24 protein-coding genes are annotated in these 25,163 nt (G+C 44.5%); 13 read left to right on the top strand and 11 right to left on the bottom strand.

Annotated features, from left to right (window positions below; translation table 11 throughout):
- Positions 1 to 171 precede the first annotated feature (171 nt).
- Together I6E86_RS13040 and I6E86_RS13035 are read left to right on the top strand one after the other, a co-directional pair.
- Positions 172 to 747 carry an isochorismatase family protein gene (locus I6E86_RS13040; RefSeq protein WP_197177823.1) on the top strand — a complete coding sequence of 192 codons (576 nt, stop codon included), beginning with the start codon at positions 172 to 174 and terminating at the stop codon, positions 745 to 747.
- 193 nt (positions 748 to 940) lie between these two features.
- Entirely contained in the window at positions 941 to 1,570 is a 630-nt protein-coding gene (locus tag I6E86_RS13035) for an HD domain-containing protein (RefSeq protein WP_197177822.1), read from the top strand.
- 97 nt (positions 1,571 to 1,667) lie between these two features.
- Here I6E86_RS13035 and asd read toward each other — a convergent pair whose 3' ends face one another.
- Positions 1,668 to 2,501, bottom strand: a complete 834-nt coding sequence (gene asd, locus I6E86_RS13030) for an archaetidylserine decarboxylase (RefSeq protein ID WP_197177821.1) — start codon at positions 2,499 to 2,501, stop codon at positions 1,668 to 1,670.
- Between the two features lie 113 nt (positions 2,502 to 2,614).
- Between asd and dtd the strand changes: the two genes are divergently transcribed.
- The 3 genes from dtd to phoR all read left to right on the top strand — a co-directional run bounded on the left by dtd (position 2,615) and on the right by phoR (position 5,148).
- Positions 2,615 to 3,067 (top strand): D-aminoacyl-tRNA deacylase, encoded by a 453-nt coding sequence (gene dtd, locus I6E86_RS13025; protein WP_197177820.1) that lies wholly within the window; start codon positions 2,615 to 2,617, stop codon positions 3,065 to 3,067.
- Between the two features lie 111 nt (positions 3,068 to 3,178).
- On the top strand, positions 3,179 to 3,883 hold the full coding sequence (gene phoB / locus I6E86_RS13020) for a phosphate regulon transcriptional regulator PhoB (protein ID WP_197177819.1): 705 nt from the start codon (positions 3,179 to 3,181) through the stop codon (positions 3,881 to 3,883).
- Positions 3,884 to 4,059: 176 nt separating this feature from the next.
- Positions 4,060 to 5,148, top strand: coding sequence for a phosphate regulon sensor histidine kinase PhoR (phoR, locus tag I6E86_RS13015; protein WP_197177818.1), 1,089 nt, complete (start codon positions 4,060 to 4,062; stop codon positions 5,146 to 5,148).
- Positions 5,149 to 5,233: 85 nt separating this feature from the next.
- Here the strand turns inward: phoR and I6E86_RS13010 are convergent, their stop codons facing one another.
- Positions 5,234 to 5,824 (bottom strand): M23 family metallopeptidase, encoded by a 591-nt coding sequence (locus I6E86_RS13010; RefSeq protein WP_197177817.1) that lies wholly within the window; start codon positions 5,822 to 5,824, stop codon positions 5,234 to 5,236.
- A gap of 197 nt (positions 5,825 to 6,021) precedes the next feature.
- Between I6E86_RS13010 and I6E86_RS13005 the strand changes: the two genes are divergently transcribed.
- Positions 6,022 to 6,744 carry a putative quorum-sensing-regulated virulence factor gene (locus I6E86_RS13005; RefSeq protein ID WP_197177816.1) on the top strand — a complete coding sequence of 241 codons (723 nt, stop codon included), beginning with the start codon at positions 6,022 to 6,024 and terminating at the stop codon, positions 6,742 to 6,744.
- Between the two features lie 33 nt (positions 6,745 to 6,777).
- Here I6E86_RS13005 and I6E86_RS13000 read toward each other — a convergent pair whose 3' ends face one another.
- Positions 6,778 to 7,743 (bottom strand): alpha/beta fold hydrolase, encoded by a 966-nt coding sequence (locus I6E86_RS13000; protein ID WP_265090696.1) that lies wholly within the window; start codon positions 7,741 to 7,743, stop codon positions 6,778 to 6,780.
- Positions 7,744 to 8,047: 304 nt separating this feature from the next.
- Here I6E86_RS13000 and I6E86_RS12995 point away from each other — a divergent pair, with 304 nt between their 5' ends.
- The gene (locus I6E86_RS12995; protein ID WP_197177815.1) at positions 8,048 to 8,731 is read left to right on the top strand and encodes a TIGR00730 family Rossman fold protein; all 684 of its coding nucleotides are present in this window, start codon (positions 8,048 to 8,050) and stop codon (positions 8,729 to 8,731) included.
- A 166-nt stretch (positions 8,732 to 8,897) separates the two neighbouring features.
- Here the strand turns inward: I6E86_RS12995 and I6E86_RS12990 are convergent, their stop codons facing one another.
- The gene (locus I6E86_RS12990) at positions 8,898 to 10,514 is read right to left on the bottom strand and encodes an FAD-dependent oxidoreductase (RefSeq protein WP_265090695.1); all 1,617 of its coding nucleotides are present in this window, start codon (positions 10,512 to 10,514) and stop codon (positions 8,898 to 8,900) included.
- A 551-nt stretch (positions 10,515 to 11,065) separates the two neighbouring features.
- Between I6E86_RS12990 and I6E86_RS12985 the strand changes: the two genes are divergently transcribed.
- Positions 11,066 to 11,500, top strand: a complete 435-nt coding sequence (locus I6E86_RS12985; RefSeq protein WP_197177814.1) for a hypothetical protein — start codon at positions 11,066 to 11,068, stop codon at positions 11,498 to 11,500.
- Between the two features lie 138 nt (positions 11,501 to 11,638).
- Here the strand turns inward: I6E86_RS12985 and I6E86_RS13860 are convergent, their stop codons facing one another.
- On the bottom strand, positions 11,639 to 12,730 hold the full coding sequence (locus I6E86_RS13860) for a GNAT family N-acetyltransferase (protein WP_197177813.1): 1,092 nt from the start codon (positions 12,728 to 12,730) through the stop codon (positions 11,639 to 11,641).
- Positions 12,731 to 13,519: 789 nt separating this feature from the next.
- On the opposite strand from I6E86_RS13860, the gene I6E86_RS12975 reads away from it, so the two are divergent.
- Positions 13,520 to 13,798 carry a type B 50S ribosomal protein L31 gene (locus tag I6E86_RS12975; protein WP_194365264.1) on the top strand — a complete coding sequence of 93 codons (279 nt, stop codon included), beginning with the start codon at positions 13,520 to 13,522 and terminating at the stop codon, positions 13,796 to 13,798.
- A 117-nt stretch (positions 13,799 to 13,915) separates the two neighbouring features.
- Here I6E86_RS12975 and I6E86_RS12970 read toward each other — a convergent pair whose 3' ends face one another.
- The 4 genes from I6E86_RS12970 to I6E86_RS12955 all read right to left on the bottom strand — a co-directional run bounded on the left by I6E86_RS12970 (position 13,916) and on the right by I6E86_RS12955 (position 18,502).
- On the bottom strand, positions 13,916 to 14,737 hold the full coding sequence (locus I6E86_RS12970; protein WP_197177812.1) for an SGNH/GDSL hydrolase family protein: 822 nt from the start codon (positions 14,735 to 14,737) through the stop codon (positions 13,916 to 13,918).
- Positions 14,731 to 16,128: a nicotinate phosphoribosyltransferase gene (locus tag I6E86_RS12965; RefSeq protein ID WP_197177811.1), complete on the bottom strand. Its 1,398-nt coding sequence runs from the start codon at positions 16,126 to 16,128 to the stop codon at positions 14,731 to 14,733. The genes I6E86_RS12970 and I6E86_RS12965 overlap by 7 nt, the downstream gene beginning before the upstream one ends.
- Positions 16,129 to 16,263: 135 nt before the next feature.
- Complete coding sequence (locus I6E86_RS12960) at positions 16,264 to 17,331, bottom strand: bifunctional nicotinamide-nucleotide adenylyltransferase/Nudix hydroxylase (protein ID WP_197177810.1); 1,068 nt, start codon at positions 17,329 to 17,331, stop codon at positions 16,264 to 16,266.
- Positions 17,332 to 17,512: 181 nt separating this feature from the next.
- Positions 17,513 to 18,502: an alpha/beta fold hydrolase gene (locus I6E86_RS12955; protein WP_197177809.1), complete on the bottom strand. Its 990-nt coding sequence runs from the start codon at positions 18,500 to 18,502 to the stop codon at positions 17,513 to 17,515.
- Between the two features lie 632 nt (positions 18,503 to 19,134).
- On the opposite strand from I6E86_RS12955, the gene nfuA reads away from it, so the two are divergent.
- Complete coding sequence (nfuA, locus tag I6E86_RS12950) at positions 19,135 to 19,818, top strand: Fe-S biogenesis protein NfuA (protein ID WP_197177808.1); 684 nt, start codon at positions 19,135 to 19,137, stop codon at positions 19,816 to 19,818.
- A gap of 175 nt (positions 19,819 to 19,993) precedes the next feature.
- Positions 19,994 to 21,316: an O-acetylhomoserine aminocarboxypropyltransferase/cysteine synthase family protein gene (locus I6E86_RS12945; protein WP_197177807.1), complete on the top strand. Its 1,323-nt coding sequence runs from the start codon at positions 19,994 to 19,996 to the stop codon at positions 21,314 to 21,316.
- Between the two features lie 141 nt (positions 21,317 to 21,457).
- Here the strand turns inward: I6E86_RS12945 and I6E86_RS12940 are convergent, their stop codons facing one another.
- Together I6E86_RS12940 and rsmI are read right to left on the bottom strand one after the other, a co-directional pair.
- Positions 21,458 to 22,471: an adenosine kinase gene (locus tag I6E86_RS12940; RefSeq protein WP_197177806.1), complete on the bottom strand. Its 1,014-nt coding sequence runs from the start codon at positions 22,469 to 22,471 to the stop codon at positions 21,458 to 21,460.
- A gap of 48 nt (positions 22,472 to 22,519) precedes the next feature.
- Positions 22,520 to 23,485, bottom strand: coding sequence for a 16S rRNA (cytidine(1402)-2'-O)-methyltransferase (gene rsmI, locus I6E86_RS12935; protein WP_197177805.1), 966 nt, complete (start codon positions 23,483 to 23,485; stop codon positions 22,520 to 22,522).
- Positions 23,486 to 23,622: 137 nt separating this feature from the next.
- Between rsmI and I6E86_RS12930 the strand changes: the two genes are divergently transcribed.
- Together I6E86_RS12930 and I6E86_RS12925 are read left to right on the top strand one after the other, a co-directional pair.
- Complete coding sequence (locus tag I6E86_RS12930) at positions 23,623 to 24,108, top strand: YraN family protein (RefSeq protein WP_197177804.1); 486 nt, start codon at positions 23,623 to 23,625, stop codon at positions 24,106 to 24,108.
- 215 nt (positions 24,109 to 24,323) lie between these two features.
- Positions 24,324 to 25,118 (top strand): BON domain-containing protein, encoded by a 795-nt coding sequence (locus I6E86_RS12925; RefSeq protein ID WP_227680656.1) that lies wholly within the window; start codon positions 24,324 to 24,326, stop codon positions 25,116 to 25,118.
- The last annotated feature ends 45 nt before the right edge of the window (positions 25,119 to 25,163 follow it).

Here is a 25,163-nt window from a genome sequence, read left to right as displayed (position 1 = left end):
GCCAATGAATAATTTTCGAGGTCAAAAAGAGCACATGTACCATGATTAAAAATTATCTCCATTGACGCATTCATGAAACTGTGACTAAATAAGAGTTGGCTTAATAGGGATAATATAAATAATAGAACTAACATAGATTTTAATGATAAATGTCAGTACAAGGAGTGTGCTATGTCTACTATGATTACCGATCGTACTTATCGAATCGCTCGCGAAGACACCCAAGCGATGATCGTCGATGTACAAGAACGCCTAACACCGCATATCTATGATCACGAAAATATCGTCAAAAAAACAGTCACTCTAATCAAAGGGCTGCAAGCACTTAATATTCCCATCATGCTCAATGAGCAATATAAAAAAGGACTGGGCGATACCTTGCCAGAGGTACGGGAAGTATTAGAAGGTAATAACGCCAAGGGCTTTGAAAAAGTCACGTTTAGCGCTTGTGATAACAAGGACTCATGGAACCATTTAGCACAGCAGAACCGTAGCGTTGTTTTGTTGTTTGGGGTAGAAGCCCATGTCTGCGTGCTACAGACCGCGCTTGATTTGCTGGATAATGGTATGCAGCCAGTTATCATTGGAGATGCCGTTGGATCACGTTTTCCTTATGACAAAAAGCAAGCCATCCGCCGTATTCGCCGTGCTGGCGGGGTGATTACGACGGTCGAAACCATTTTGTTTGAGCTGTGCCGTAGCAGTGAAGACCCTGCATTCAAAACTATTAGCAATCTGATTAAGTAAATGGCTAAATAATAAAACAATCATTTATTTGCAAACTCATAATCGATAGCGCTTGATACAATAAGCGCTATTTTTTTGCTAGTAGTTATAGCTTACCAATCATTGAAAAAAATAATTATCGAAGCAAATCATCACCGCAAAAAATTATCATCGAAATTTATCAACGTTAAAAACACATAACCAGAGAAAACCAATGTTACAAGCCAGCTCTATATCCTTAACCAACCCAAAATCTGCTGCAAATATCGACATAGATGATGTCACCCATTTCTTATTAGAACTTGATGCGCTTAAACGCGTTAATCGCCGCAGCTATGTAACGAATACGACTCGCCATGAAAACTCTGCTGAACATTCTTGGCATTTGGCCATGGCATGTTGGTCAATCGCTGAGCAGTTTGAGCTAGATGTCAGCCATGAAAAACTACTTAAAATGGCATTAGTACATGACTTGGGTGAGATTGATGCGGGTGATACGTTTTTATTCGCAAACAGTCGTAGTGAGGCGCACATCGAAGAGCGCGAAGGTATAGCTCGATTGCAAGCAGAAAGGGGCAACGGAATTGCTAAGTTAGGCGAGATTTGGGAAGCACAAGAAACAGGCGATAGCAAAGAGAGCCAGCTGCTCAGAGTTGTCGATCGCTTATTGCCATTTTTACTCAATCTCAACACTGAAGGAAAAACGTGGGTGGACGCTAAGGTTACGCGTTCGCAAGTGGCTGGAGCACTTGCTTTTATCAAAGACAGCTTTCCACCTATCCATGATTGGCTCTCAAAGAATATTGACTACGCGACCCAGCAAGGGTGGTTGATTGATGCCTAGTACGGATATGATTGACTGACCTAAAAAAGCCCAACCATACATGATCTGTCATGCGTGATTGGGCTCTGTTTTTATGGGTATCAGTACCGTCAGTGTACTACGCGTTGGCTGTGCCGAGTAACTGTCCCATTTGTACGATGCTATCGGCTTGCATGCTGTCTAGCCAGTCCGATTTTGCTGCTTTTGGCATGACCACGATAGCGGTTGAGCCTAGATAGAAGCGTCCAAGCTCATCACCTGCGGCAAACGGCATATCATGATCGGCTTCTTGAATGTCGTCAGTACGAGTAATTTTGCCAGTTGCGACGGTTTCGATACCAGCGACGATCATCGCACCAACCATTACCACAGCAGCTTTGCCATATTTGGTATCAAACATACAGACCAGACGCTCATTGCGTGCAAACAAGTCTGGAACGTTAGCCGCAGTAGTATTATTGACCGAAAACAGCGTACCAGGTACGTAGCGCGTTTTGGTCAAGGTACCAGAAAACGGCATATGAACACGGTGGTAATTGCTAGGTGCTAAGTAGATAGTCGCAAAGCTACCATCAGCAAAATAATGGCCATCTTCGCTATCCGCAAGCAGTTGGCCGACATCATAATGACGACCTTTGGCCTGTAACAGTTTGTGATCTTCGATCTTTCCGATCTGAGAGATGATACCGTCAGCAGGACTAACAATGCCATTTGCAGTGGCATCGATGGTGCGCGCATCGTCTCTTAATTCACGGGTAAAAAAGTCATTGAAGCTCTCATACGCATTGAGACTTTGGCGCTCATACTCGTCCAAGCTGATATTATAAGCTTTGGCAAAGCCACGGATAAAGGTACGCTTGACATAAGGGTGGCGGCTAGCAGCTAGACGTCCAGCGACTTTACTCAGCTTTTGCTGCGGCACCAGCTGTTGTAAGGTGGTAAATACATTCATAATAGAGCTACCAAAATAGGATGTGGTGTAATAATAAATAGGCAAGTGAATGTCAGTATTTTATCATGGACAGCATATTATTGTCTGACCATAATCTGTTAAGGAATGAGTAAATGAAAGCACTTATACAAAGAGTGAGCCGTGCCAGTGTCACTGTCGATGAACAGTGTATTGGTGATATTGAGCATGGCATATTGGCCTATATTGGCTTGGGTCATGAAGATGACTTTGCCACTGCTCAGCGTATGATTGATAAGATTTTGACCTATCGTATCTTTGAAAATGCCGAGGATCCTGCCAAATTTGGTAAACTGGACAAAAACGTCCAGCAAGTCGGCGGTGGCCTTCTCTTAGTCTCACAATTTACGTTGATGGCAAGGACGGACAAAGGCCGTCGTCCTGACTTTGGCGCGGCGATGGCACCTGATATGGCTCAAGCGCTATTTGCACAATTGGTCGCTTATGCCAAGACTCAGCATCCAAACGTGGCGACAGGTCAGTTTGGCGCTGATATGCAAGTGTCGAGCGTTAATGATGGACCACTAAACTTTTTACTCGATGTCTAAGCGTTAAGTGTCATGAAGCTGTCATAATTAATCCGTTTAATAGATAGAGACTGGTGAGCGACTATCACCTTTTACATAATAGATTGTGCCCTCTAACACTGAGAATATCGTATGTATAATGAGCAAATTTTGATTGTTGAAGATGAGCCAGCGATTCGGGAAATGGTCGTAATGACGCTAGAAATGGCGGGGTTTGAGAGCTTGCAAGCCGCTGACGTGTCAGAGGCGCATCAGCAAGTGGTCGATCACAGGCCATCACTGATTTTGCTTGATTGGATGCTACCTGGAGATAAGAGCGGCGTTGATTTTTGTCGTATGCTCAAAAACGACGAATTGCTCTCCGAGATTCCCGTCATTATGTTGACTGCCAAAAGCGAAGAGGATAGTAAAGTGCATGGCCTCGATGCGGGCGCAGATGACTATATGACCAAGCCATTCTCGACGCGTGAGTTGATCTCAAGAATAAAGGCAGTGCTGCGCCGTAGTAGTGCGCTCAGTAGTGATAAACCAATAGAGGTCGGAAAGCTGAGTCTCGATACCAAAAGTCAGCGCGTGACCGCTGCTGGTCAAATCGTGGATGTGGGTCCAACAGAATATCGTTTGTTGGCGTTTTTTATGAGCCATCCAGAGCGTGCCTATACACGAACACAGCTCCTTGATCAGGTGTGGGGCGGCAACGTCTACATCGAAGATCGGACCATCGATGTGCATATCAAACGCCTACGTAAATTACTGCGCCCTTATGACTGTGATACATTGATACAAACGGTACGCGGTACAGGCTATCGATTCTCTAGTATTATTGAGCCAAGTTAATTCCGTATATAGTCGATTCAATTTAAAAGTAATACAAGGCAACCGAGTGCAGATGTATATGAAATATTTCAAGCGAGGTTAACGCAGTAATAATTTTATAGTGGAATGACTATAGTGACTCTTGGATAAAACATGCCGCCGTCATACTAGATAGCGGATAGTGGTAAGGATGAGACATGGAAAAGAGTGCGCCAGCAGAAAATAAGCAAGAGAGCGTAGTACCAATCGCTAACCAAGATGCAGCAGCGCAATTACAAAAAATCAGAAGCGCACTGTTAGCACTACGAGATGCGGTGATTTTGCTCAATGAGGATGATGGTCTAGAGTGGTGGAATCAGGCGGCGCAGAGTTTACTGTCGTTACAGCCAGATGACAAAGGCCAGAGCATTTTTGATTTTATTACAGTGCCTGCGTTCCGTCAGTATTACGAGGATACAACCCTGCCTAACGATGGCGTCCATATAGAATCATGGCGCGATCCCAGTCGCTATCTAAAGTGTGAGCTCACGCCTTTCGGTGACGAGAAGCTGTTGTTTATTTATGACGTGACTCGCTTGCAGCATTTAGAGCAAATGCGTCAAGATTTTGTGGCGAATGTCTCGCATGAACTACGTACGCCATTGACAGTGATGACAGGCTATTTAGAAAACTTCACTGATCAGCCGGATATGCCGCCCCATTGGCGTCGCGGTTTTGAGCTAATGACTCAGCAAACTGCTCGCATGAACCGAATCGTCAATGACCTGCTACTATTGTCTAAAATCGAGATCGAAGAGACGCATGAATTTAACCATATAGATATGACCAAGCTGCTGACCAATATCTATGATGATGCGCAGGCTTATAACCAAGCATACAAGCACACCATTCATTTGCAAATAGATACCTATGACGGCCTATATGGATCAGAGATGTACTTGAACAGTGCCTTGTCTAATCTGGTCATTAATGCGATTAAATATACGCCAAAAGGTGGCAATATTACCATCAGTTGGACGCGGACATCGGATGGGTGCCGATTCGCAGTCGAAGATGATGGGCTGGGTATTGCACCAGAGCATATTGCCCGTTTGACAGAGCGCTTCTACCGTATCGATAAAGGCCGCAGCCGTGCCACAGGTGGTACAGGGCTGGGGCTGGCTATCGTGAAGCACGTCCTGCATCAACATGAAGCGCACTTGCAGATTGACTCAATAGAAGGAGCAGGATCGACGTTTAGCGTGGTATTTCCAGACGCTTATGTACGATCAGCTGCGACAAATTAATACTGTGCTCAACTGGTATTATTTAAATTCAGCCATTCTTAACCTCAACCTATTTAGAGCGTCATGCTCAGAGTGAGTGCAGACTCTAGTCTTTTTGCAAAAGCGGGTAAGGATTGACCGCGCTGCCATTGATATAAATGCCGTAATGGACATGGGGCGGTGTGCCTTTCGCGTTACCGCTATCACCCACGTAGCCAATAACATCGCCTTTATTAACCCAGTCATTGGGCGCGATATCAGCATAATCCTCTAAATGCGCATAGTAATGTCCTGCGCCGCCAGGACCAACGACCACTACCACACGTCCGCCTAATGTATTCTCACCAACTTTTCTCACGATTCCTTGTGTCGTCGACTGTATCGGTGTGCCTCGGGCTGCAAAAATATCAATACCCTCATGCGAGCGCCCTTGGCTGCGTGCCGCGCCCCACGTATCGGTCAGATTTTGCTCTGGTAGCGGACTGGGTAGGCTGTTTTCTGTCGGCAGTTCTTGCTGCAATAGACTTAGCTGCTGCCACTTGGCAACCACAAACGATTGGGTCTGTTGGCTGATACTAGGCAGCAGCTTATCAAAGACAAATAACAGCCCCAGCAATACAATGGCCTTAATCAGTACGCTTAGTATACGACTGAAAAAAGAAGGCGTGGGTTGTTGGTTTTTCCCATCTGCTAGCATTGATGTCTCTTATCTGTTTGACATTGTCTGAGCCCCTATTATAAAAGCCCTATATACAAAGGTATGTATCGCATTGTTATCTATGGTTTTTATCCCCATAAATACAGTTGTGGTTAAACATAAGTACAGTAAATATAATCTTACCTACTCAATGCTTCTGTTGAGCGACAAGGGCTGCTACTGATGGCTAATATTTTATGAATGATGCTTTGAACAATACGGACGCTGCTACTACGGCTGAAACGGCACTTATTATCGATACTGAAACAGATCAGGGCCGTGATCCCAGACCTATCCAAGTTGCCACTATCAATGTGGCAACTGGATTTGAGTGGATGAAATACTTTAATAGTGGTCGCTCGATATCGCCCATTGTTATAAAAGTGCATGGCATTACTGATGAAGATGTGGCTGGTCTGGAACGTTTTGATTTAGATAAGTTTGAGCTGCCAGCGTACTTGATTGGACATAATGTACGCTTTGATTGGCGCGTAATTGGTAGGCCGTTAGCCAAGCTGATTTGTACCGTGAGACTCGCGCGCGCCGCCTTTCCAGAATGGAGTGCTTATGGTCAGTCCAAGTGTATCGAGCAGTTATTGGGTAAGGGCGAGGCGAGTACAATGACGATTGCTGCTCATGATGCGCTTGGCGATGCACGGATGTGCTATCTGCTCTATCAAGCATGTTGTACGCGCCTAAAGATTGCACCGACGGACTTTGCGGCAGCACATGCCATCTCCAATAAGGCGACTCCGGTCAGTAAGATGCCCTTTGGCAAACATAAAGGCAAGCCGATCAATGATGTGCCCATCAGCTATGTGAAATGGATGATAGGCAATATTCATAATATGCAGCCGTCGCTACATTCTGCTTTGACCAAGCGTATAGAAGTAGAAAAAACCAAAGATGCTAAGTCATAAAAACTCCTTCACAACTTCTGAGCTTTCACCATCCTATTCAGCTTTGCGCAGCGAATCAACGGCCATCTGCCACAGTGCAGGCGCTTTTGCATTGGTCTTACTGCTAAAATAACGCATATGACCAATGCTACTAACCCCAAAATCTTTGGGATCTAAAAAGCGTTTTTCTATGGGCATTCTCGTGAATACCCGTATCATATCGTCCATGTTTTCACTGTTGGCAATGTCGTCATCGCTAAAGCCGAGCCATAATGCTGGCATGCTGATTTCATCATAAAAATGCGTGTGTATGCTTTTACCAAAAGCGGTTTTGATATAGCCTGCGCCATTGCACCATTCACGCCACTGACGAGCCACACCGCATGGCAATGGCTCACCCATCCCCATTTTGTCCGAAGGCGTGTAGCCCAGCGTTAAATTGGCAATAGGAATAAGCGCATCCATAAAAAACATGGCTTTGGCTCGATACGGCATGGCCATGTTTTTGATTTGCCCTGATGAGCAGGCTACGTTAAATACTGAGGCAAGCACGTTATGATTGGGCATGAGACCAATCAATTGACCACCAGCACTATGACCGATAAGATGATAAGCGGCATCTGCAAACTCATCTTGCAAAGCGTCTAATACGGCTGGCATATCATGACGTCCCCAGCTAATCAGCGATGCATCACATTTGGCCAAGTCAGTGGTTAGCGATTCACCGATACCTTCGTTATCAAAGGTCAGCACGCCAAAGCCATGCTCTGCCAAGTAAGTCGCAAAATTATGATAAAACTGGCGTTTAATGCCTGTGGCTGGAGCTATCATAATCGCTGTCTTTACCGCATCGCTTGGACGATATACAGTGGCTGCCAATGTTTGATTGCGGTCGGTCATGATGGTTAGTGAGTAAGTGTCGACATTGGCAGCAGCATCAGTATTGTTTTGACCACTCAGATGGCTGTCAGTCATAGTATCTAAATGCTCTGTAGTCAAAGAAGCGCTGTTATTATCCATTGTGATACCTTAGGTTTTTTATGAGTAGATAATGACTATCGAACTGCGATAAGCCATAAATAACTATCTTGGAGATGTAGTCGTTGCATAGTGATAAATCGTTGTGACTATATGGTAGCATTGCTTATGTTAAGATAAATGCTGGCGAGGCAGGCGCTCAAATATGACTTCCAAGTTTTGTAACACTTGACTGAGTGCCCTCTCTTAAATCATGTGCATGACAATATCAATTAAGGGGTCGGTATATGATCCTCACTAATAACAAGCACTCAATACCACCTGATACAAAAATTAAGGAAACTATATGCAAATGAAAATCGATAACGACACTTATGAAGTCATTACTAGCCAAGATATTAGCAATATTGAAAAAGCGGTAGACAAGTCAATGCTGACCATGCCTTTGGTTGCGGTATATTGTGGCTCGCGTTTGGGCAATAGTGATATTTATGAAAAAGCCGCGCGTGACTTGGGTCAAGCATTGGCTGATAGTGGCATGGGCTTGGTTTATGGCGGCGCTAGTATTGGCCTGATGGGCGCAGTAGCAGATGGGGTGATTGATGGCGGGGCACAAGCGGTTGGGGTGATTCCGACTTTTATGTTAAAACACGAAATCGCACATAAAGATTTGACACGTTTACACCTGACAGACACCATGCACACGCGTAAAACAGTCATGGCAGAATATGCCGATGCATTTATTACCTTGCCGGGCGGCTTAGGTACGCTAGAAGAAATTATGGAAATCGCCACGTGGCGTCAGCTGTATCAGCACGAAAAACCCATGATTATTCTCAATATTAATGGGTTTTATGACAAACTGATTGAGCATCTAAAATATACCACCGAGCAAGGTTTTATGAAGCAGCAAGACCTTGATCGCCTGGTAGTTTGTAACACGATTGGCGCGGCGATTGATATCCTACAGACAGTAGTGACCATCGATGACGCTATAGATACAAAAAAAATGGCTGGTAGTAATAGCTAGGCCATATCAAAACTATTAATCTACAGCGGTAATAGTGGGCTCAACAGTATTGAGCCCTATTAAAAAAAGGAGCAGATAACCAAATAATGGTTGTCTGCTCCTTTTTTACGGCTATTTTTCTGTCACTATCAGAATCTCAAAAAATCTTAGCAATGCATGATAATGGCTATACATCAGCAGGTGATAGATCATCCAACACCGCTCCACAAATGCTGTGATTGACATCCGCCATCGCTATGGGAAACCCACGCTGTTCAGCGAGTACCCGTGCAACTTTATCAACCGCTAAGCTATCATTGTGTGCGAGATATGACCACTCATGTGCATAACGACTATGATTCATCGGTGTGTCGTTGCTTATTAAACCTAGCTCCGTTAGCTCGTTGACGATTTGATCCGCCGCGATTAAGGTTGAGGAAGCTTTGACGTTCTCTGCACGAGCGTAGCGTATATTGGAATACAAACTCACATCAGCGACTCGCAACGTATCATCTTGTCCAGGAATCTGCTGCCCACCGTATAGCGCATTACCGACCGTACGGGCACTATTAAATGTCGGTACAAACTCAGCAATATACTCAATCGCTTGCTGGCTACGTGCCTGTAGGGGAGCTTTGTCCCAGCCATCTTCGATATAATGCACGTATTGCTGCGGTAGCTTGGGCTGTGCGCTATCAGTGTTAGATGCCACCAAACCATCATTAAAGAGGGTAATGGCTTTACTCATGCCATGAATCTGAAAGTAGCCACCAGGATAAGGTGTCAGCTGTGCCATGCCTTCTGGCGTACCTCGTTGACCATAGACGATAATCTCTGGTATCTGTCCACCTGCATCACCCCAGTGCGTGACATAAGAGGATTTGAACTCAACCATACGCGTGACTTCAACCCCGACCATATCATCGATGATACCTGTACGAAAACCACAAGCATTGACCAAATAATCGACTTCGATAGATTCAGCTTGCATGCTATTGGCTTGCTGATAGTCAATGCGCCATTTGGTGACATGGTGGTCAGCGTTGGTACAGTTCTCGCAATCTACCGGCACTACTTTTTGTACAGTCGTATCGGTAAAGACATGCGCATGGTCATATTCTTGTAGCGCCAATTGCGCAGAGGCGGCCAAGCGAAAAATGTTCCAGCCATATTCTTGTACGACAATCAATGGAAACTTGACTTTATTTAAGTCCAAATATCTGGCAACTGGTATCACCCATTCATCGACTGTACTGGGCACAGCAACTTGTTCACGCTCAGACAGCTCGATCAATTGCTCATGACTATAAAGCTGATAGTAATCTTCAGGATCGCCCAATACCTTATTGTTACTGTCTTGCTCAATCAGCTCACGGTAAGCCTCTGTCAAAATATCCAAGCGCGGTAACAAGTCCTCAGGCAACCCTTCGTCGCGTGTCGGCACCGCAAACACGGTTGGACGAACATCGATGGTATAAGGATAGAGGCGTAGTATATCGATACACTGTTTGAGCAGTGCCACGCAATCTTCATCGGGTATCTCGCGATACAAATTACCACCAGCATGCAAATGACACATGGGCGGGCCATCGATAAGGGATTTTTTCTTCTCAAACAAATGGGTTTCAAGTCCTAGTGCTGCAAGGCGAATAGCAATCGTTGCCCCCGCAGTACCGCCACCCAAAATGCCAACACGTTTGGTAGGGGTGTTATTTTTGGCGCCGTAATATAGGACATCAAAAGCAGCGTCTTGTTTGCCAGAGTGAGCGCGATTTTTATTAGAAGACTGAGTCATTGTCGTCATTATATCCTTAGTAGCATTTGCATCAGGCTATGCTCGGTGTAATCGTTAAATGTCTTATAGCTATTGATATGCGTGCGAAGGTCGCTAAGTTCAACATTTATGTATGAGCGGAAGTGGGTACACTATCTGTGAGTAATCTATCTATTGTGTAGTCGTGCTTCATTTCTATAAGACTATTTTACGAATAACTACAGATAATATGATGGCAAATACGTAAGGGGATGCATGAGTTTTGTCAACGGAGCATTAAGTTCCAGACGCTACATATGTAGATGAGCATCAGTTAGAGATTAGAAATGGACAATATGAAAGGTATAGTAAGGTCAGTTTTCTGTAGCCAAAAAGCCCGTTGTTTACTCGTTTTGTAAGCGCTAGCCACTTTTGTAAGTTTACATATCGATGATCTAAATAGCCTAAAATCATATGCTATATTTTTCTCGCTTGAGTAAGGTATAAGTTTTGCTTTCAATATGGTTTGATTTAAAAAATATCTAAATCAAAAAACTCATAAAATTTATTATTACAACTATTAACATGACAAGGAAGTTACTATGAAAAATATCATGATGTTATCGGCATTAACAGGCGTATTGGCAGTAACAGGTTGTACAACATTAAAGAATGCGGTTGGTAACGATATGTCCGGCACGCATGAAGTCCAAGCGACCAGCAATAATACTGCGCCAGTCACTAGCAAAAACGGTATGTTGGTTGATGCGACCAATCATATGACGCTTTATACGTTTGATAAAGACTCAATAAACAAGTCAGATTGCGGTGCGGCTTGCCAAGTTGCTTGGCCAATCTTCATGGCACCAAGCAATGCAAAAGCATCTGGCCAGTTTGCGGCAGTCAAGCGTGAAGACGGTAAGTATCAGTGGGCAATGAATGGTAAACCGTTATATTTCTATGCCAATGACACAAAAGTCGGTGACAAAAACGGCGATGACAAGTTTGGTGTTTGGCATATTGTTCCAAGCAAGTAACATACGCTCAAGTAATATCTAATAGCATTATATTGAGACAAAAAAAGCAGCCCCTATCATAGGGCTGCTTTTTTATTTAGATTTAAAATGTGATCGCTGTCTTATTGAGTACTTATGACAGTACAAGCGTTATCTCTACTACGATAGGGTTGCCAAGGATTCTGCTTGATCGATTTCAAGCACTTCTTCTTTCGTAGGTTCTTTTCTATACAAAGGAAAGAAATCAGAGCATAAATCACTTTCGGTAAACCAGATATCTGCTACTAAATCTGAATATTTTTCTGCATTGACGACAAGTCGGTAAGTCTTAAAGATTAATTCTTGTGAGCTGAATCCTTTCTTGTATTCATACAAAGAGTCTAGGTTAGAGCCGACACCGCCACCAAGATGTAATACTTTATAGCCGCTCTCTCGACCCCAGTCTCGTGCTACATGAGTGATGAGTTTGGACGGTTGCAGGTGAGTGTAGGCGTTGAGTGTACCGCCAAGGTGAAACTGCATAATGCCGGATTCTTCGCAAATCGTATAGATAGAGGAGCCGATGGCTTCATTGTCTTGATAAGCCGTTATCAAGAGTATCTTATCTTGAAGATGCTCAAGCAAGTTGAAAAAATAATCATCATCAAAAAAGTAATAGTCGCTCGCCTTGACGTGTAACATCGTCTCTTTATAAATGCTCGAGAACATCATGGCATTTTTTTTGGTTAGATACTCTGTTTTTGTCACGACATCCATCTTTAATGCTTTTTTGATGCCCCTGCGATGTCGATTTTGAGTTTCACTCCAGTGTTCTTCTTCAGACTTACTCAGATCAGACATCAAGGTTAGACCATGGGTCAGTGCTTTGCCTACCGTAGGAATCCATTCCTTATTAATGATTGGGTGCAGCCTCATAAACAGAGACACACAGCCTTTTTCAAAAAGAAAGCCTTTAATCTCATCGAGGACGGTATCTATTTCGGCATCCGTGAAGGTTTTATCCATTAAAGGACCACCATAACCATAAGTAGAAGTAGCGTCCCAACATGTCGAGTCGATGTCTCTTATGATGATAGGTAACAGCACTTCTTTGTTTTTATAGTGGGCAATGACTCCTTGGGGTTTGCCTTTATCAACAGTCGCTGAGGCATGAATCCAACCAGATAAATGATATATATCAAAATGATGGTTTGAGACCTTTTTGTCCCAGTCGGTATCTATCGCTATAAACTCTACTTGAACTGTATCCACGTTGCTGCTCCCTCAGTCTTGCGTTATATATTCGTAAATCCTTATATATGAATATAACAACAAATTATGAAGCCTTCAAGTATATAAAAACCTTTTATGTTAAATAATGAATATATAGATTAGAGCGTAGGAGTATTTGCAAAACACTAAAAAGCCGCCCACATAGTAGGGCTACCTTTTCGCTTTGATTGAAAGAGACTGGCGTTAGAGGGCGGTTGGACTCACTTTGTTCTCTTTTGTACTCGTTCACCGTTTATGCTGACTAATAGCGATTTTGTGATCGTTTTTATAGTAGTGTTTAATGAATTTCAGCAAATAGCCAGTACAATGATTAGAGCATTGGTAAATAGAGTTAACATAACTGCCTGACCACTGACTAAATATATGAGTAACAGCTGATAGATAAGCGCTAGAGAGTAAACTATCAATTAAGTAATTTATTTAAAATTAAGTTGTTTATTATTTAATTTAAATAAAAAATAGTTGTACTAACATCTGGGTTTTATCTCGATGGACTCATCTGATTAGTGATAACTTATCAACTATGTGTATGACAACTACGGCTTGCGTTGAGTGCTAAAAACCGTTAAAATCGCGTTTTGATTTTCCCGCTGGGGAAAGGCTAAGCGAGCAGAAGCGTGGTATTGGATGCTGGAATAAGCCAGTGATGCAGTTGCCATACTTGTAATGTCCTTAGTGCCTCAGTTACGTATGTCGTTATTTGTTTGATACATCATCAATGGTGCTGTATCTAGACGTTGTACATACATCGGACCTAGAGAGTATATTATGCGTAAAGATATCCATCCTAATTACCAAGAAGTTTTATTCCATGACACTAACGCTGACGTGTTCTTTTTGACTCGTTCAACTGTTAAAACCAAAACGACTCGTGAATACGAAGGTACAGAATATCCGTATTACCCACTTGATATCTCAAGTGCGTCGCATCCGTTCTACACAGGCGAGCAACGTAAGAGCTCTACTGAAGGTCGTGTTGCAAGCTTCAACAAACGCTTTGGCGCTTTTGGTGGCCGTAGCAAGAAAGCTGCAGACGCTGCTGAATAATTTACACTCATGGTGTAAATGTATTTTGCTAAGCAATAAAAAACCGCTGATTATTCAGCGGTTTTTTTGTTTTTAAAATGACGTTTTGAAGATGAGTGGCATCAAGATTTAGGTAGTCTATGATGCCAATAACTGAACAGTGGTCTCTGCTACCTGCTGCGCCCAGTAGCCATACATAAGGCTGCTAGGATGAAAGCCATCGCTGGCAAACATGACCGTGATATCAATCGGTGATCCATTGGCATGCTCCTCCATCATACGGCTAAAGTCAGTTGCCATATAAGTAACCCCGTCATGAGCTAAGCAGGCTCGCTGCAATATACCGTCCAGTATTGACGCTTTTGCACCCACAAAACTATTGAGTGGTGCAGGTATTGCAGGCATTTGTGCCATCGGCGGTAAGCTCAAAAAAATTAGCTCACGTACGCCAAATTTACGTTGAGTAATAGCAATAATGTCTTCAATACGCTGTTGCCATTTATAAATAGAGACATTAGCGGTGGTGTCATTGACGCCCACACTCAGCAACATCACATCGATAGGATGGGTAGGGGCAGGTAAAATATAAAGCCGACGCAAAATATCAAAGCTGGTATGGCCAGTCGTCGCTTGCAGCGACCAGTTCAGCTGAGCAAAGTTAGATTGAATATGCTCGTTATCTGCCAATATAGGAATGAGCTTGCCGACCAGTGCTTCTTGCTGCGTTTGACTGCCGACACCTGCTGCTGCTGAGTCACCCACGACCATTAAATTGAGCGTTTGCTTGCGATCAGCCGATAGGCTATTGGTTGAGCAACTCAACTCAACTATTCCGTGCCGCTCACCGTTTGGCTCAGGCAGGCGAACCGTATCACGTTTAATCTTACGACCCTGATAAAAATACACAGGGGCAAGTAAGACATCTCTTGCAACAGAAGTCAGTTTGCTGGTATCTACCATCCTGCACGTTCCCTAATAGTCGTGAGGCTGTCGTCAATCAATAGTTGGCCATCGATATAGACATCACGCAATAGGTTGTCCGCCACATCGCTCATTTCTTGCTGCTTGATGGTTTTGAGCTGGCCGCTGTCGTCTTTTACTAGTGCCAATCGTCCTTTTTTCGAACGCTTTGAGCGACTGGTGATAGGGTCTTTGTAGATATCTTTCCATACACCATCGATACAAATAGCGCTAGATTTCATCGCCCAACTCATGGTGTCGCGGTTGACTTGTTGTAGCAGTCCGCCGCCCATGCCAAATGTCACGTTTTCTGCGCTAAAGCCTGCTTTCATGACCACATCGATGATATTGCTCAAGCTTTGTGCGCTGATACCATCACCTTGGATAATCCGCACGTAATCGGGCAGTACTTTATAGCCCTTACTGTTTATAGTCGTGCCAAATTTCACCGCTAGACGCTCTAAGGCTTCACGGACCACTTTGGTAGGCTCACCACTGTCTGGCCTGATGACCAGCGTACCACCCATGTTTTTGACGTCTTCTTTTAAGGTATCGCCCCAGATATTATCAATCGCGTTCCATAAGTCATAGCTGTCAGAGACGACCGAAAACGCTTTGTCTGTGCCGCCAAACTGTTCAATCATATTGGCAAACGCAGCGGTCTCTCCATCACGTCCCCATGCGGTCATGGTGCTGTGCTCAGCCGCTGGAATCGAGAACGCGGGCATGTCTTTACCCATCTGATACCAACGACTGGCAGCAACCAGCGCGGTCATCGAATCCGTACCAGCAAAGTTGACCAAATGTGCCAAACTACCGAGTGACACACTCTCTTGGCTTGAGGCACCACGCGCGCCAAAATCATGCAGGCGAAAAGGCAGAGACTCTGTGTTGTCTGCTGATTTTTCTAACGCCTGACGGATGATGTCTTTGCAGTAACGTGAGACGCTAGCGACCGTCGACGGATACCAAATCGCACGTAATAGTGCCGTTTCGATATAGCTTGGCAGCCAATAAAACTCAGGATCAGTATTGGTAATCTGACAAACCACGTTAGATACGGGTACGATGCTGCCTTCGGGGACGGCTTCGATGCGTAATGGCAAGTAGCCGTCATGTTTGTCGACCAGATGCTCCCAGCCTGCTCGATTGAATGTCAAGCCGTGTGCTTGAATGACCAGCTCGGCCTCATCGATATCTTGGTGAGTGATAGGCGTGCTTAGGTATTCCTTGATAAAGGCTTGCAGGCCAAAAAACACCACATCATAGTCGCCTTTACGCGCTTCGATGTAGCTTGACAGATATTCACTCCCGCTTGGATATTGCACCCAATGTGAGGTTTTATAGCTGTCGCTGTTTAAGATTAGGTTGTTTAGATTGCTGGTGTACATCACAGAACTCCTCTGCTTTGAGATGCCGTCCCTGCTTTGATAAAAGAACAGTGGCGGCGATAAACCATCGTCGTCTATCGACTCAGGTGCTAATAAATGGCATATAAGAGTGATAAATCATGATAGAAAATGACGCTACAACCCAACCATTTTAGTGATGATTGCATAGTGATCTTCAAACATCATGGTCGCGTCAAGCTCCGCCAATGGTAACCAAAACGCCTTGGCAGCGTCATCACCGCCTTTTACTTTTGGCAAGCCTTTTGGATCATTTTTCAGTTGAAAATAAAAGGCTTGAGTAATCGTACGACCGCGTGCTGAGCGATAGGGATCATCAAAAGTATGCTGACTGTGGCAAGAGCCACGCAATACAGCCTCAGGCACTTTGAGGCGTGTCTCTTCACGTAGTTCACGAATACAGGCGTCAAACAACGTCTCTTTTGGGTTCAAAAACCCGCCCGGTAGTGCCCACAATCCGCGACCTGGCATACTGCGCCGCTCAACTAAGAGGATATGACCTGACTGTACAATCAACGCATCGGCAGTCATAAAGGTGGGTGGATAAGGTGCTGATTCCCATTGTCTTTTGTATTTATCGATAAAGTCGGCTTCTTCGTGCAACTGATGATAGTCGTCAGTTTTTTTGAAATCGTTGAGCACTTTGCGTGTTGACTCAGGCGTGCGCTCAGGGGTCGGCGTGGCCCCCATGAGATAGCTGTCGCGGATAGGAGTGGCTGATAAGTTATGGTAGTTGGGCACTGACACCGATGCCCAATTGGGGAATAGTGACAGATAGTAGGACGAGCTGTCTTTTGAATGTCCAATCAGGCCGATATCTGTTTGCAAGTCACCCGTGACAGATTTTACACCCGCTTGGACATACTGTAGCCAACGTGTGTCATTGTAGAGAGCATCGTCTAGCCCAACGCAGTGGATACGCGCAGCGTCTGATGCTGAGTAAGCGCCCTTAATCATCGCGGCACGCTCAGTGACACTAAATGGATTGCGTAAGCTGCGTGGCAAATTGGCCGAGCCAATGAGCATGATGACCTCATCCGAGCGTTTAAGCGCCTCATCAATAACGGCTTTATGGCCAGCATGAAATGGCTGAAAGCGTCCAATAAAGACCAAATAACGATAGTATTGTTTGTCCTGATTGTCTGCGCTTTGTTTATCTGGATTTTGCTCTGATAATTCACTCATAGACGCCATTTTCCTACGACTTATTTTTATTGGTTAAAAATTGATGACGCTAATACTGACACAGCCTGTGACTGGCTGACAAGTACAAAGATGTTTAAGGGTGTGTCCTCATCTCTATTGAAACGCCATAATACCTATCGACAAGCCAATAAGGTCAATGCATATGGCAATACGAGCATCGCTAGCTTGCATGTCTCTCTATCCATGCCGTCACGGTTGGCCAAATTTCTGTGGCAGCATTGCGGCTGATCATGATGCGGCTGTGGGTATAATCGTCCAAGTCTCCATTGCTGAGCGAGTATTCTCTAAAAACATTGGTTGAACGGTCGAAGCCATCAAAAAACAAACGGCAGCCGTGAGTGGGAGAGATGAAGTTATCGCCTTTCGCACTGATGGCGTAAATAGGCGTGGTAATTTTTGGCATATACTGTCGATAGTCAATAAAGTCATTGCCAGTATTTTTTTGCTGTTGAATGCTTCTGCTCGCTTCATCTGTATTCGTATCGCTTTTATCAAAATCAGCCTTGTTCAAGAAGCTGCTATTAAAGTTTTTTTGCAGATTCCAGTCATACCATTGAGTCATTGTGTAGTAGCTCTCGTTAAATGGGCCGACTTTGAACTGTTTGGCGGGGATAAAACCAACCACTTTTGTGACCAGTTTGGCTGCAAGGATTTTCGTGTAGCTGAGAGGGTTTGTGACCGCCCCATAAGCTTGGCAAGCAAACATACTGATGCTATTGACCTTTGCGACATACTGCGGATTTTGGATCAAAAACATGATCAAACCAACACCGCCACCGCTATGGGTGACGCAGTGCAGATTATCGAGTTTTAACTCCTCAAAAAAATAGCGAAAAGTTGCTTCATAATCATAAGTGGCAACCGTCTCAAAATTGAATTTTTTGGTGGGTTTTGAGCTGTCACCATGACCACGCCATTCCATGATGTAACAGTGATGCCCCAGACTCGCTAAATACTCAGCAATTTTTAGGCAGGTTTGCTTGTCAGAGAAAGTCCCGTGCGTCAGAAATATGTTTTGAGATTTTATACTAGGCAAGCTGTTTTCTAACGTATGGGCTACAGTACCGTCTTCTAAAGTATCAACTACTTTCCAAACGGCAATTTTCTCATCATCCTTGGTAGTTATTAAGTGCAACGTCCGTGTCGTCATAAAAATCATCCTATCCGAAAAATACGTCATATTTATACCAGGGCATCAAAAGCTACCATGCTCATAAAGCCAGTGCACAAAATTATTCAAACTATCAATACTACGTCAAAACTAAATGACTTGCTCGGACGAGATGTGAACGGTATCGCACGTTCAATATGCAACTGTCCTCTCTCAAAGCGTGCAGCATCTCACCACTGTCTTTACTTATTTATCTTATTGCTAGATGCGTGAAAGATTTTTTGTGTGCTTGATAAGTGATACTACTGTCTTTATATAGAGGATAACTTATCGCCTATTACACCAAGCAGGTATGTCTGTTTTTATCTGGGTTGAGTATTTTATTTGTCCGTCACTCAGTAGCGTCATTAAAAAAATCAATGACAACCATTTGTAGCGGTGGCGATTCAATTCACAGTAGCGCGGTCGGAATTATGGTGCGATTCAGGTATAATGACCGTTATAGACGGATAAATTTTTGTGAGCATTGCGGTCAGTGTCATACAATAATAAATACCAACCATTGATGGCTCATATAACTTATATCATTCGTAGAAATTTAAAAAATCCAAATTCACGACACAGTAGCCATAATAGATATAGCATTTGTGTCATAACGCATAGGAAAGATTATGAGTGAGCAAAACCAAGCTGATAGCCAACTAGACCAATCTACAGGTTATGAATCAGCACTAGATACTGAGCAAGTTGAAGCAAAAAGCAACATCACCATCACTGAGTCTGCTCAAGGATATTTGGCAGATTTGTTGTCTAAGCAAGACACCGATGGCATTGGCGTCCGTATTTTCGTTGAGCATCCGGGTACCCCGCGTGCAGAGTGCTGCATGGCTTATAACCAGCCGGGCGAAGAAGACAGCGCTGACTTGCGCTTTACTTATGAAAATTTCTCGGCCTTTATCGAGGCGTCGTCAGTACCTTATCTAGAAGATGCGGTCATCGATTATAATAAAGACCGTTTCGGTGGTCAGCTGACCTTCCGCGCACCAAACTCTAAAGTACCGAAAGTGGGTGCTGATGCCAGTGTTGAAGAGCGCATCAACTACGTATTACAGTCGGAAATTAATCCAGGTCTGGCCGCGCATGGTGGTGATGTACAGTTGCTTGAACTGATTGATGAAGAAGGGGTTGGCCTCACGGCAGTATTGAAATTCGGCGGTGGTTGCCAAGGCTGTTCAGCAGTCGACATGACCTTGCGTCAAGGCGTTGAAGTACAGCTCAAGCAGCAGATACCAGAGCTGACGCAAGTGATTGATGAGACCGATCACACTCGCACAGAAAACGCTTATTACAAATAAAATCCTAGCTGCAAGTTACAGACTTAAGTAATAGCAAAGAGTTATTTTAATTAAAAAGCCAAGTTTTGATGAACTTGGCTTTTTTTATTGCTATGATTTGGTAGATTGTTTTTTAGCTGAATTTTCAGTGGTAGATTATTGATTAATAACTTTTATCGAAATAAAGGAATATATAATGAGTGATGGACAAGCAGACCAGCAAGCAGCCCAAAAATCAGAGACCTCTCAACGTCTTGAAACCTTAGCGATTCATGCGGGTTATAGCGTTGAACCCACCACCAAAGCCGTCGCCGTGCCGATTTATCATACCAGCTCGTATGCCTTTGATAATACGCAACATGGTGCAGACTTATTTGATCTAAAAGTTGCCGGCAATATTTATACCCGTATCATGAATCCGACCAATTCTGTGCTAGAAGAGCGAGTCGCAGCACTAGAGGGCGGTATTGGTGCGCTTGCCGTGGCCTCTGGTATGGCAGCGATTACTTATGCGATTCAGACCATCTGTGAAGCGGGTGATAATATCGTTGCTGTGTCGACGCTATATGGCGGTACTTATAATTTATTTGCCCATGCTTTGCCGCGTCAGGGCATCGAAGTGCGCTTCTTTGACCACAAAGATCCTGAAGCGATTCGTAATCTAATCGATGATAAGACGAAGATGGTCTTTGCTGAGAGCATCGGTAATCCATTGGGCAATATCGTAGATATTCAGGCATTAAGTGATATTGCTCACGAATATGGCGTGCCAGTCGTGATTGATAGTACGGTTGCAACGCCTGCGCTATGTCGTCCGTTTGAGTTTGGTGCGGATGTTGTGATTCATTCACTGACCAAATACATGAGTGGTACAGGTACCTCGATTGGTGGCGCGATTGTCGATAGCGGTAAATTCGCATGGGGTGATTATCCTGAGCGTTTCCCATTATTAAACACGCCAGATCACAGCTATCACGGTGTGAACTTTGTCAAAGACGTGGGCGCAGCGGCATTTATCGCTCGTGCTCGTGTGGCACCGCTGCGTAATACTGGCGCGGCACTTAGCCCGCTCAATGCTTTTGGTATCTTGCAAGGTATGGAGACATTGAGTCTACGTATGGAGCGTCATGTGCAGAACGCGCAGGCTGTTGCTGAATATCTACGTGACCATGATAAAGTCGCTTGGGTTAAATATGCGGGTCTGTCTGACCATCCTGAGCATGAGCTTGCCAAAAAATACATGAAAGGCACGCCATCTGGTATTTTAACCTTTGGTGTTAAAGGCGGTCTGGAAGCAGGCGCGCGCTTTATCGATGCACTGCAACTGATTACTCGCTTAGTCAATATTGGTGATGCCAAATCACTGGCCTGTCATCCAGCGACGACCACTCATCGCCAGTTAAATGAGCAAGAACTTGCCAATGCAGGCGTGAGTACAGATATGGTACGACTCTCGATTGGTATCGAACATATTGAAGACATCAAAGCCGATTTAGAGCAGGCGTTGGCTGGTGCCTAATATAGAGACGCAGCACTAAGAAACAGGTCTGAGAAGTAGCTGTTTCAATCAAACGAAAAACAAAAAGCCCCTATCGAATGCGATAGGAGCTTTTTTTAGCATGAACGGTTTTGAAACCGTATCTACTTTATATAGGAGTGACTATAGGACGCGCTGAGCGATATCTTGATAATCTTGTGAGGCAAGTCGTGGCCCAAACTGTTGGATGACTTGCGCTGATATCTCGCTGGCAAGACGACCACATTCTGGCAAGCTATACTGCTGCGACAACCCATAGAGGAAGGCACCAGCATAGTTGTCACCTGCGCCATTGGTATCGATGACATTGGCCACTACTGGCGTCGCAATCTCATAAATCTCAATCTCGGCCTCATCATTTGACTGGTGGGCGATAACGGCTCCGTTTGCGCCATCTGTTACAACAGCCGTTTGACAATGCTCAAGCAGGGCACGTGCAGCAGCTTTAACTTGCTTCTCATCCGTAAATAGCTTGGCTTCTTCACTGTTGCAAAATATCACCGCGACTTTATTGCCCAGCATGTTGAGCAAGCCGTCTTTGGCAAATTTTACTACCGCAGGATCAGCGAAGCTCACCGCGATTCTTGCATTATGAATGCCTGCTTGTTGACGTAACTGCGTCATCGCGGGTTGGATGCTCTCAGACATCGCCAGATAGCCTTCCAAGTACAGCCATTCTGCTTGCGTCAACGCATCAAAATCGACATTATCAGCGGCGATATCGCTTGAAGTGCCCAGATAGGTCTGCATGGTACGCTCGCCATCTTCTGTGACCGCGACCACACATGAGCCGGTCACGCCGCCCTCATGGATAGATTCATCTGAGGTAGCCACGCCTGCTTCGTGCAAGTCTCTGAGGTAAAATGCGCCCTGATCGTCATCACCGACGCGGCAGGCATAAAAAGGCTTGCCGCCTAGACTTGCAAAGGCATACATCGCATTGGCTGCTGATCCGCCGCCCGCTTGTTTTGACGGCTCAATGTTAGCCAGCTTAAAGTAGGCCAGTAATTGCTGTTGCTCCTCGATACCTACCAGTGTCATATTACCTTTGGTCAGCTCAGTTTCTTCTAGGGCTGCGTCCGACAGTACATATTCGTGATCAACCAGCGCATTACCTATTGCCATTACATCGTACATTGCTTATTTCTCCTAAATTGATTTATAGACATGATTTTTTATTAAAAATTAGTCAGCTTGTAATTCTAATAGGCGCTGATAGAGCGCATTCTTTTTGACGCCTGTGATATCAGCGGCCAATGCAGCGGTTTTTTTAACGGATAAGTCTTCTAACAATCTGTGCAATAATTTGTCATGAATACTGATGTCATCGCTGTCTTTTGCCACGCTGACACCTGCGACCACCACAACGATTTCACCGCGTTGTTGATTGTCATCAGCTTTGACAAACTCGACTAGATCACCAAGTGTGCTCTTACGAACTGTCTCAAATGTTTTGGTTAATTCACGACAAAAAGCGACTTCGCGGTCTGCACCAAATATTTCAGTCATATCTTCTAGGCTAGATATGATGCGATGCGGTGCTTCATAAAATATCAGGGTTTCAGTACGTTCGATTAATGCTGCGAGCTGTTTTTGACGACCATGAGTTTTGGCTGGTAAAAACCCAATAAAGCTAAAGCGATCTGAGGGTAGTCCTGCCACTGACAACGCACCAATCGCCGCCGATGCACCAACGATAGGAGATACCGTCACACCAGCATCATGTGCTGCTTGTACCAGCTGATACCCTGGATCACTGACCAGAGGTGTACCCGCGTCACTAATCAAGGCGACCGAGTGACCTTGCTGAATCATCTCAATAATCTTGGGTGTCTGAATCGCGCTATTATGTTCGTGATACGCCCACAGCTTGTTGTGACCTTTTTGCTTTGTCGTTGTATCATCATCTGCGTTATCTGAAGCATGGCTTTTAGTGTTAGGAGACGCTGAGTCTTTTGCCTCATCAGCTTTATTGCCTTTGGTATCGATACCAAAATGTGACAACAGCTTACCTGAAGTGCGGGTGTCTTCGCAGGCGATAATAGCGACTTGCTTTAGGACATCAATGGCATGCGGTGTCATGTCGGTTAAGTTACCAATCGGCGTGGCAACGATATAGAGACAAGCTGGCATCGCAGTAGGGGTAGACATGAAAACCTCGGGTCGTTAAAAAGAATATGGCACAGTTATCCATACCGTCATCATCTATTATATTTTTCAGTCAAATAGTGAGTGATTAAATATCTATCGATGACACAAGTAGGGCGTGCGAAAGTGGTTAGTTTAGCATGATGTGCTATGATAATTATCAAATGTTAATCAGACCCACGACCTTTATGGCGAACCATAAACCATTAACACTTACTTCACCCAAACAGCGCCAAGGCAGTCTGTTTGAGCAGCAGGCCTGTGAGTTTCTGCAAGCTAAAGGGTTAAGGTTAATTGCACAAAACTGGCAGCAGCCGAAGGTGGGTGAGCTGGATCTAGTGATGATTGAGACAGGATCCGCATGGTCGACGCTAGTGTTTATCGAAGTTCGTCAGCGTAAGCGCTCTGCCTATGGCGATGCTGCCATTAGCATTACAGCAAGTAAGCAGCGCAAAGTGATTAAGACCGCTCAGTGCTTTTTGCAGCAGCATCCTGAGTATGCTGATTATGACTGCCGATTTGATGTCATTGCCTATAATACGTTGGACAGTACACTGTTAAAAGATGATGCGTCAGATATTCAGCCTGAGTGGATAAAAGGGGCTTTTGTAGCCCGTGCATGGTAGTCATCAAACAGCTTAGTAAGCCTGACTCGTTACCAAAAACCTAACCGCTATTCATTAAAATTAAGTAAAGTAGTTGTTAACGAGATTTAGCACAAAGTTATTCAATCAAAATATCTAATTAAGGTATCTGATATTCAGTCAAGCGCTCTGAATTCATTGAACTTATCCCATCGTCACAATCATGCTTTAAGAGGTAAATAATGACACGGATGCATATGCGTACTGCTATTCTTGGTTCATCACGTCGCACTGCGGTAGGCGTTATGCTTGCAGCTTGCGTTGTCAGTACAGGCTGTACCACCAATTACCTGACCAACAGTACCGAGGGGACGTATGGTGTGCCGATGACCGAGCGCACGATTCCGCAGCGTCTGCTCGATCGTAGCATCGAACATACTGCTAAAATTAATGTGTATGGTCTAAAAGAAGACTTGCAGCAAACCAGTCGCATGGGCGTCGATAGCTTTAATAGTGAGGTGCTGCTCACAGGAGAAGTACCAACTGAGGCGCTCAAAGTAGAAGTGGAAAAAGTAGTCAGCTCTATGCCTGATGTGCGCCGTGTCTACAATGAGATGGAAGTGAGTGCGTCAAAAGGCTATAGCTCGACAGTCCACGATGGTTACATTACCTCAAAGCTGCTGGCTAAGGTCGCTGCCAGTGATGGCGTCAAAGCCTCACAGATTAAAGCGGTCACCGATAATGGTGTGGTCTATATTCTAGGCCGGATGACACCGACTCAGCAGAGTCATTTGATTGATATTGCCAATACCACCGTTGGTGTGACCGAGCTGGTACTACTGACCACGGTCGTCGATGACAGAGGCGTCAAGATTAACGATGACGATATCATGTATGAAAATAACCTATCTGATCCTGCTCTGACCCCTGTTGCCCAAGAGACGGCTATCAGTAGTGCCAATAGTGCCACGCCAATCGTGATAACAGAAGAGGACGCTGCACAAAGTCAGCCGTCATCAAGTCCTTATATTGAGTTGTATCGAAATCAGTAATGAATGGCTCAGAACAGTAGGGTTTTGTTATCTAGCACAAACTGT

Source organism: Psychrobacter sp. SWN149 (genome assembly GCF_015864565.1).
Classification (GTDB): domain Bacteria; phylum Pseudomonadota; class Gammaproteobacteria; order Pseudomonadales; family Moraxellaceae; genus Psychrobacter.
Note: the sequence above shows the minus strand (reverse complement) of the source record. Positions and strands in the feature narration are given on the sequence as shown.

Coding starts and splice junctions, on each gene's coding strand:
- phoB (WP_197177819.1), top strand. CDS start 3,179: ATGTATAATGAGCAAATTTTGATTGTTGAAGATGAGCCAGCGATTCGG.
- I6E86_RS13005 (WP_197177816.1), top strand. CDS start 6,022: ATGAATGATGCTTTGAACAATACGGACGCTGCTACTACGGCTGAAACG.
- asd (WP_197177821.1), bottom strand. CDS start 2,501: ATGAATGTATTTACCACCTTACAACAGCTGGTGCCGCAGCAAAAGCTG.
- I6E86_RS12975 (WP_194365264.1), top strand. CDS start 13,520: ATGCGTAAAGATATCCATCCTAATTACCAAGAAGTTTTATTCCATGAC.
- I6E86_RS12930 (WP_197177804.1), top strand. CDS start 23,623: ATGATGTGCTATGATAATTATCAAATGTTAATCAGACCCACGACCTTT.
- I6E86_RS13035 (WP_197177822.1), top strand. CDS start 941: ATGTTACAAGCCAGCTCTATATCCTTAACCAACCCAAAATCTGCTGCA.
- I6E86_RS12945 (WP_197177807.1), top strand. CDS start 19,994: ATGAGTGATGGACAAGCAGACCAGCAAGCAGCCCAAAAATCAGAGACC.
- dtd (WP_197177820.1), top strand. CDS start 2,615: ATGAAAGCACTTATACAAAGAGTGAGCCGTGCCAGTGTCACTGTCGAT.
- I6E86_RS12970 (WP_197177812.1), bottom strand. CDS start 14,737: ATGGTAGATACCAGCAAACTGACTTCTGTTGCAAGAGATGTCTTACTT.
- I6E86_RS12925 (WP_227680656.1), top strand. CDS start 24,324: ATGCGTACTGCTATTCTTGGTTCATCACGTCGCACTGCGGTAGGCGTT.
- rsmI (WP_197177805.1), bottom strand. CDS start 23,485: ATGTCTACCCCTACTGCGATGCCAGCTTGTCTCTATATCGTTGCCACG.
- I6E86_RS13010 (WP_197177817.1), bottom strand. CDS start 5,824: ATGCTAGCAGATGGGAAAAACCAACAACCCACGCCTTCTTTTTTCAGT.
- I6E86_RS12995 (WP_197177815.1), top strand. CDS start 8,048: ATGCAAATGAAAATCGATAACGACACTTATGAAGTCATTACTAGCCAA.
- phoR (WP_197177818.1), top strand. CDS start 4,060: ATGGAAAAGAGTGCGCCAGCAGAAAATAAGCAAGAGAGCGTAGTACCA.
- nfuA (WP_197177808.1), top strand. CDS start 19,135: ATGAGTGAGCAAAACCAAGCTGATAGCCAACTAGACCAATCTACAGGT.
- I6E86_RS13000 (WP_265090696.1), bottom strand. CDS start 7,743: ATGGATAATAACAGCGCTTCTTTGACTACAGAGCATTTAGATACTATG.
- I6E86_RS12940 (WP_197177806.1), bottom strand. CDS start 22,471: ATGTACGATGTAATGGCAATAGGTAATGCGCTGGTTGATCACGAATAT.
- I6E86_RS12960 (WP_197177810.1), bottom strand. CDS start 17,331: ATGAGTGAATTATCAGAGCAAAATCCAGATAAACAAAGCGCAGACAAT.
- I6E86_RS13040 (WP_197177823.1), top strand. CDS start 172: ATGTCTACTATGATTACCGATCGTACTTATCGAATCGCTCGCGAAGAC.
- I6E86_RS12955 (WP_197177809.1), bottom strand. CDS start 18,502: ATGACGACACGGACGTTGCACTTAATAACTACCAAGGATGATGAGAAA.
- I6E86_RS12985 (WP_197177814.1), top strand. CDS start 11,066: ATGAAAAATATCATGATGTTATCGGCATTAACAGGCGTATTGGCAGTA.
- I6E86_RS12990 (WP_265090695.1), bottom strand. CDS start 10,514: ATGACGACAATGACTCAGTCTTCTAATAAAAATCGCGCTCACTCTGGC.
- I6E86_RS12965 (WP_197177811.1), bottom strand. CDS start 16,128: ATGTACACCAGCAATCTAAACAACCTAATCTTAAACAGCGACAGCTAT.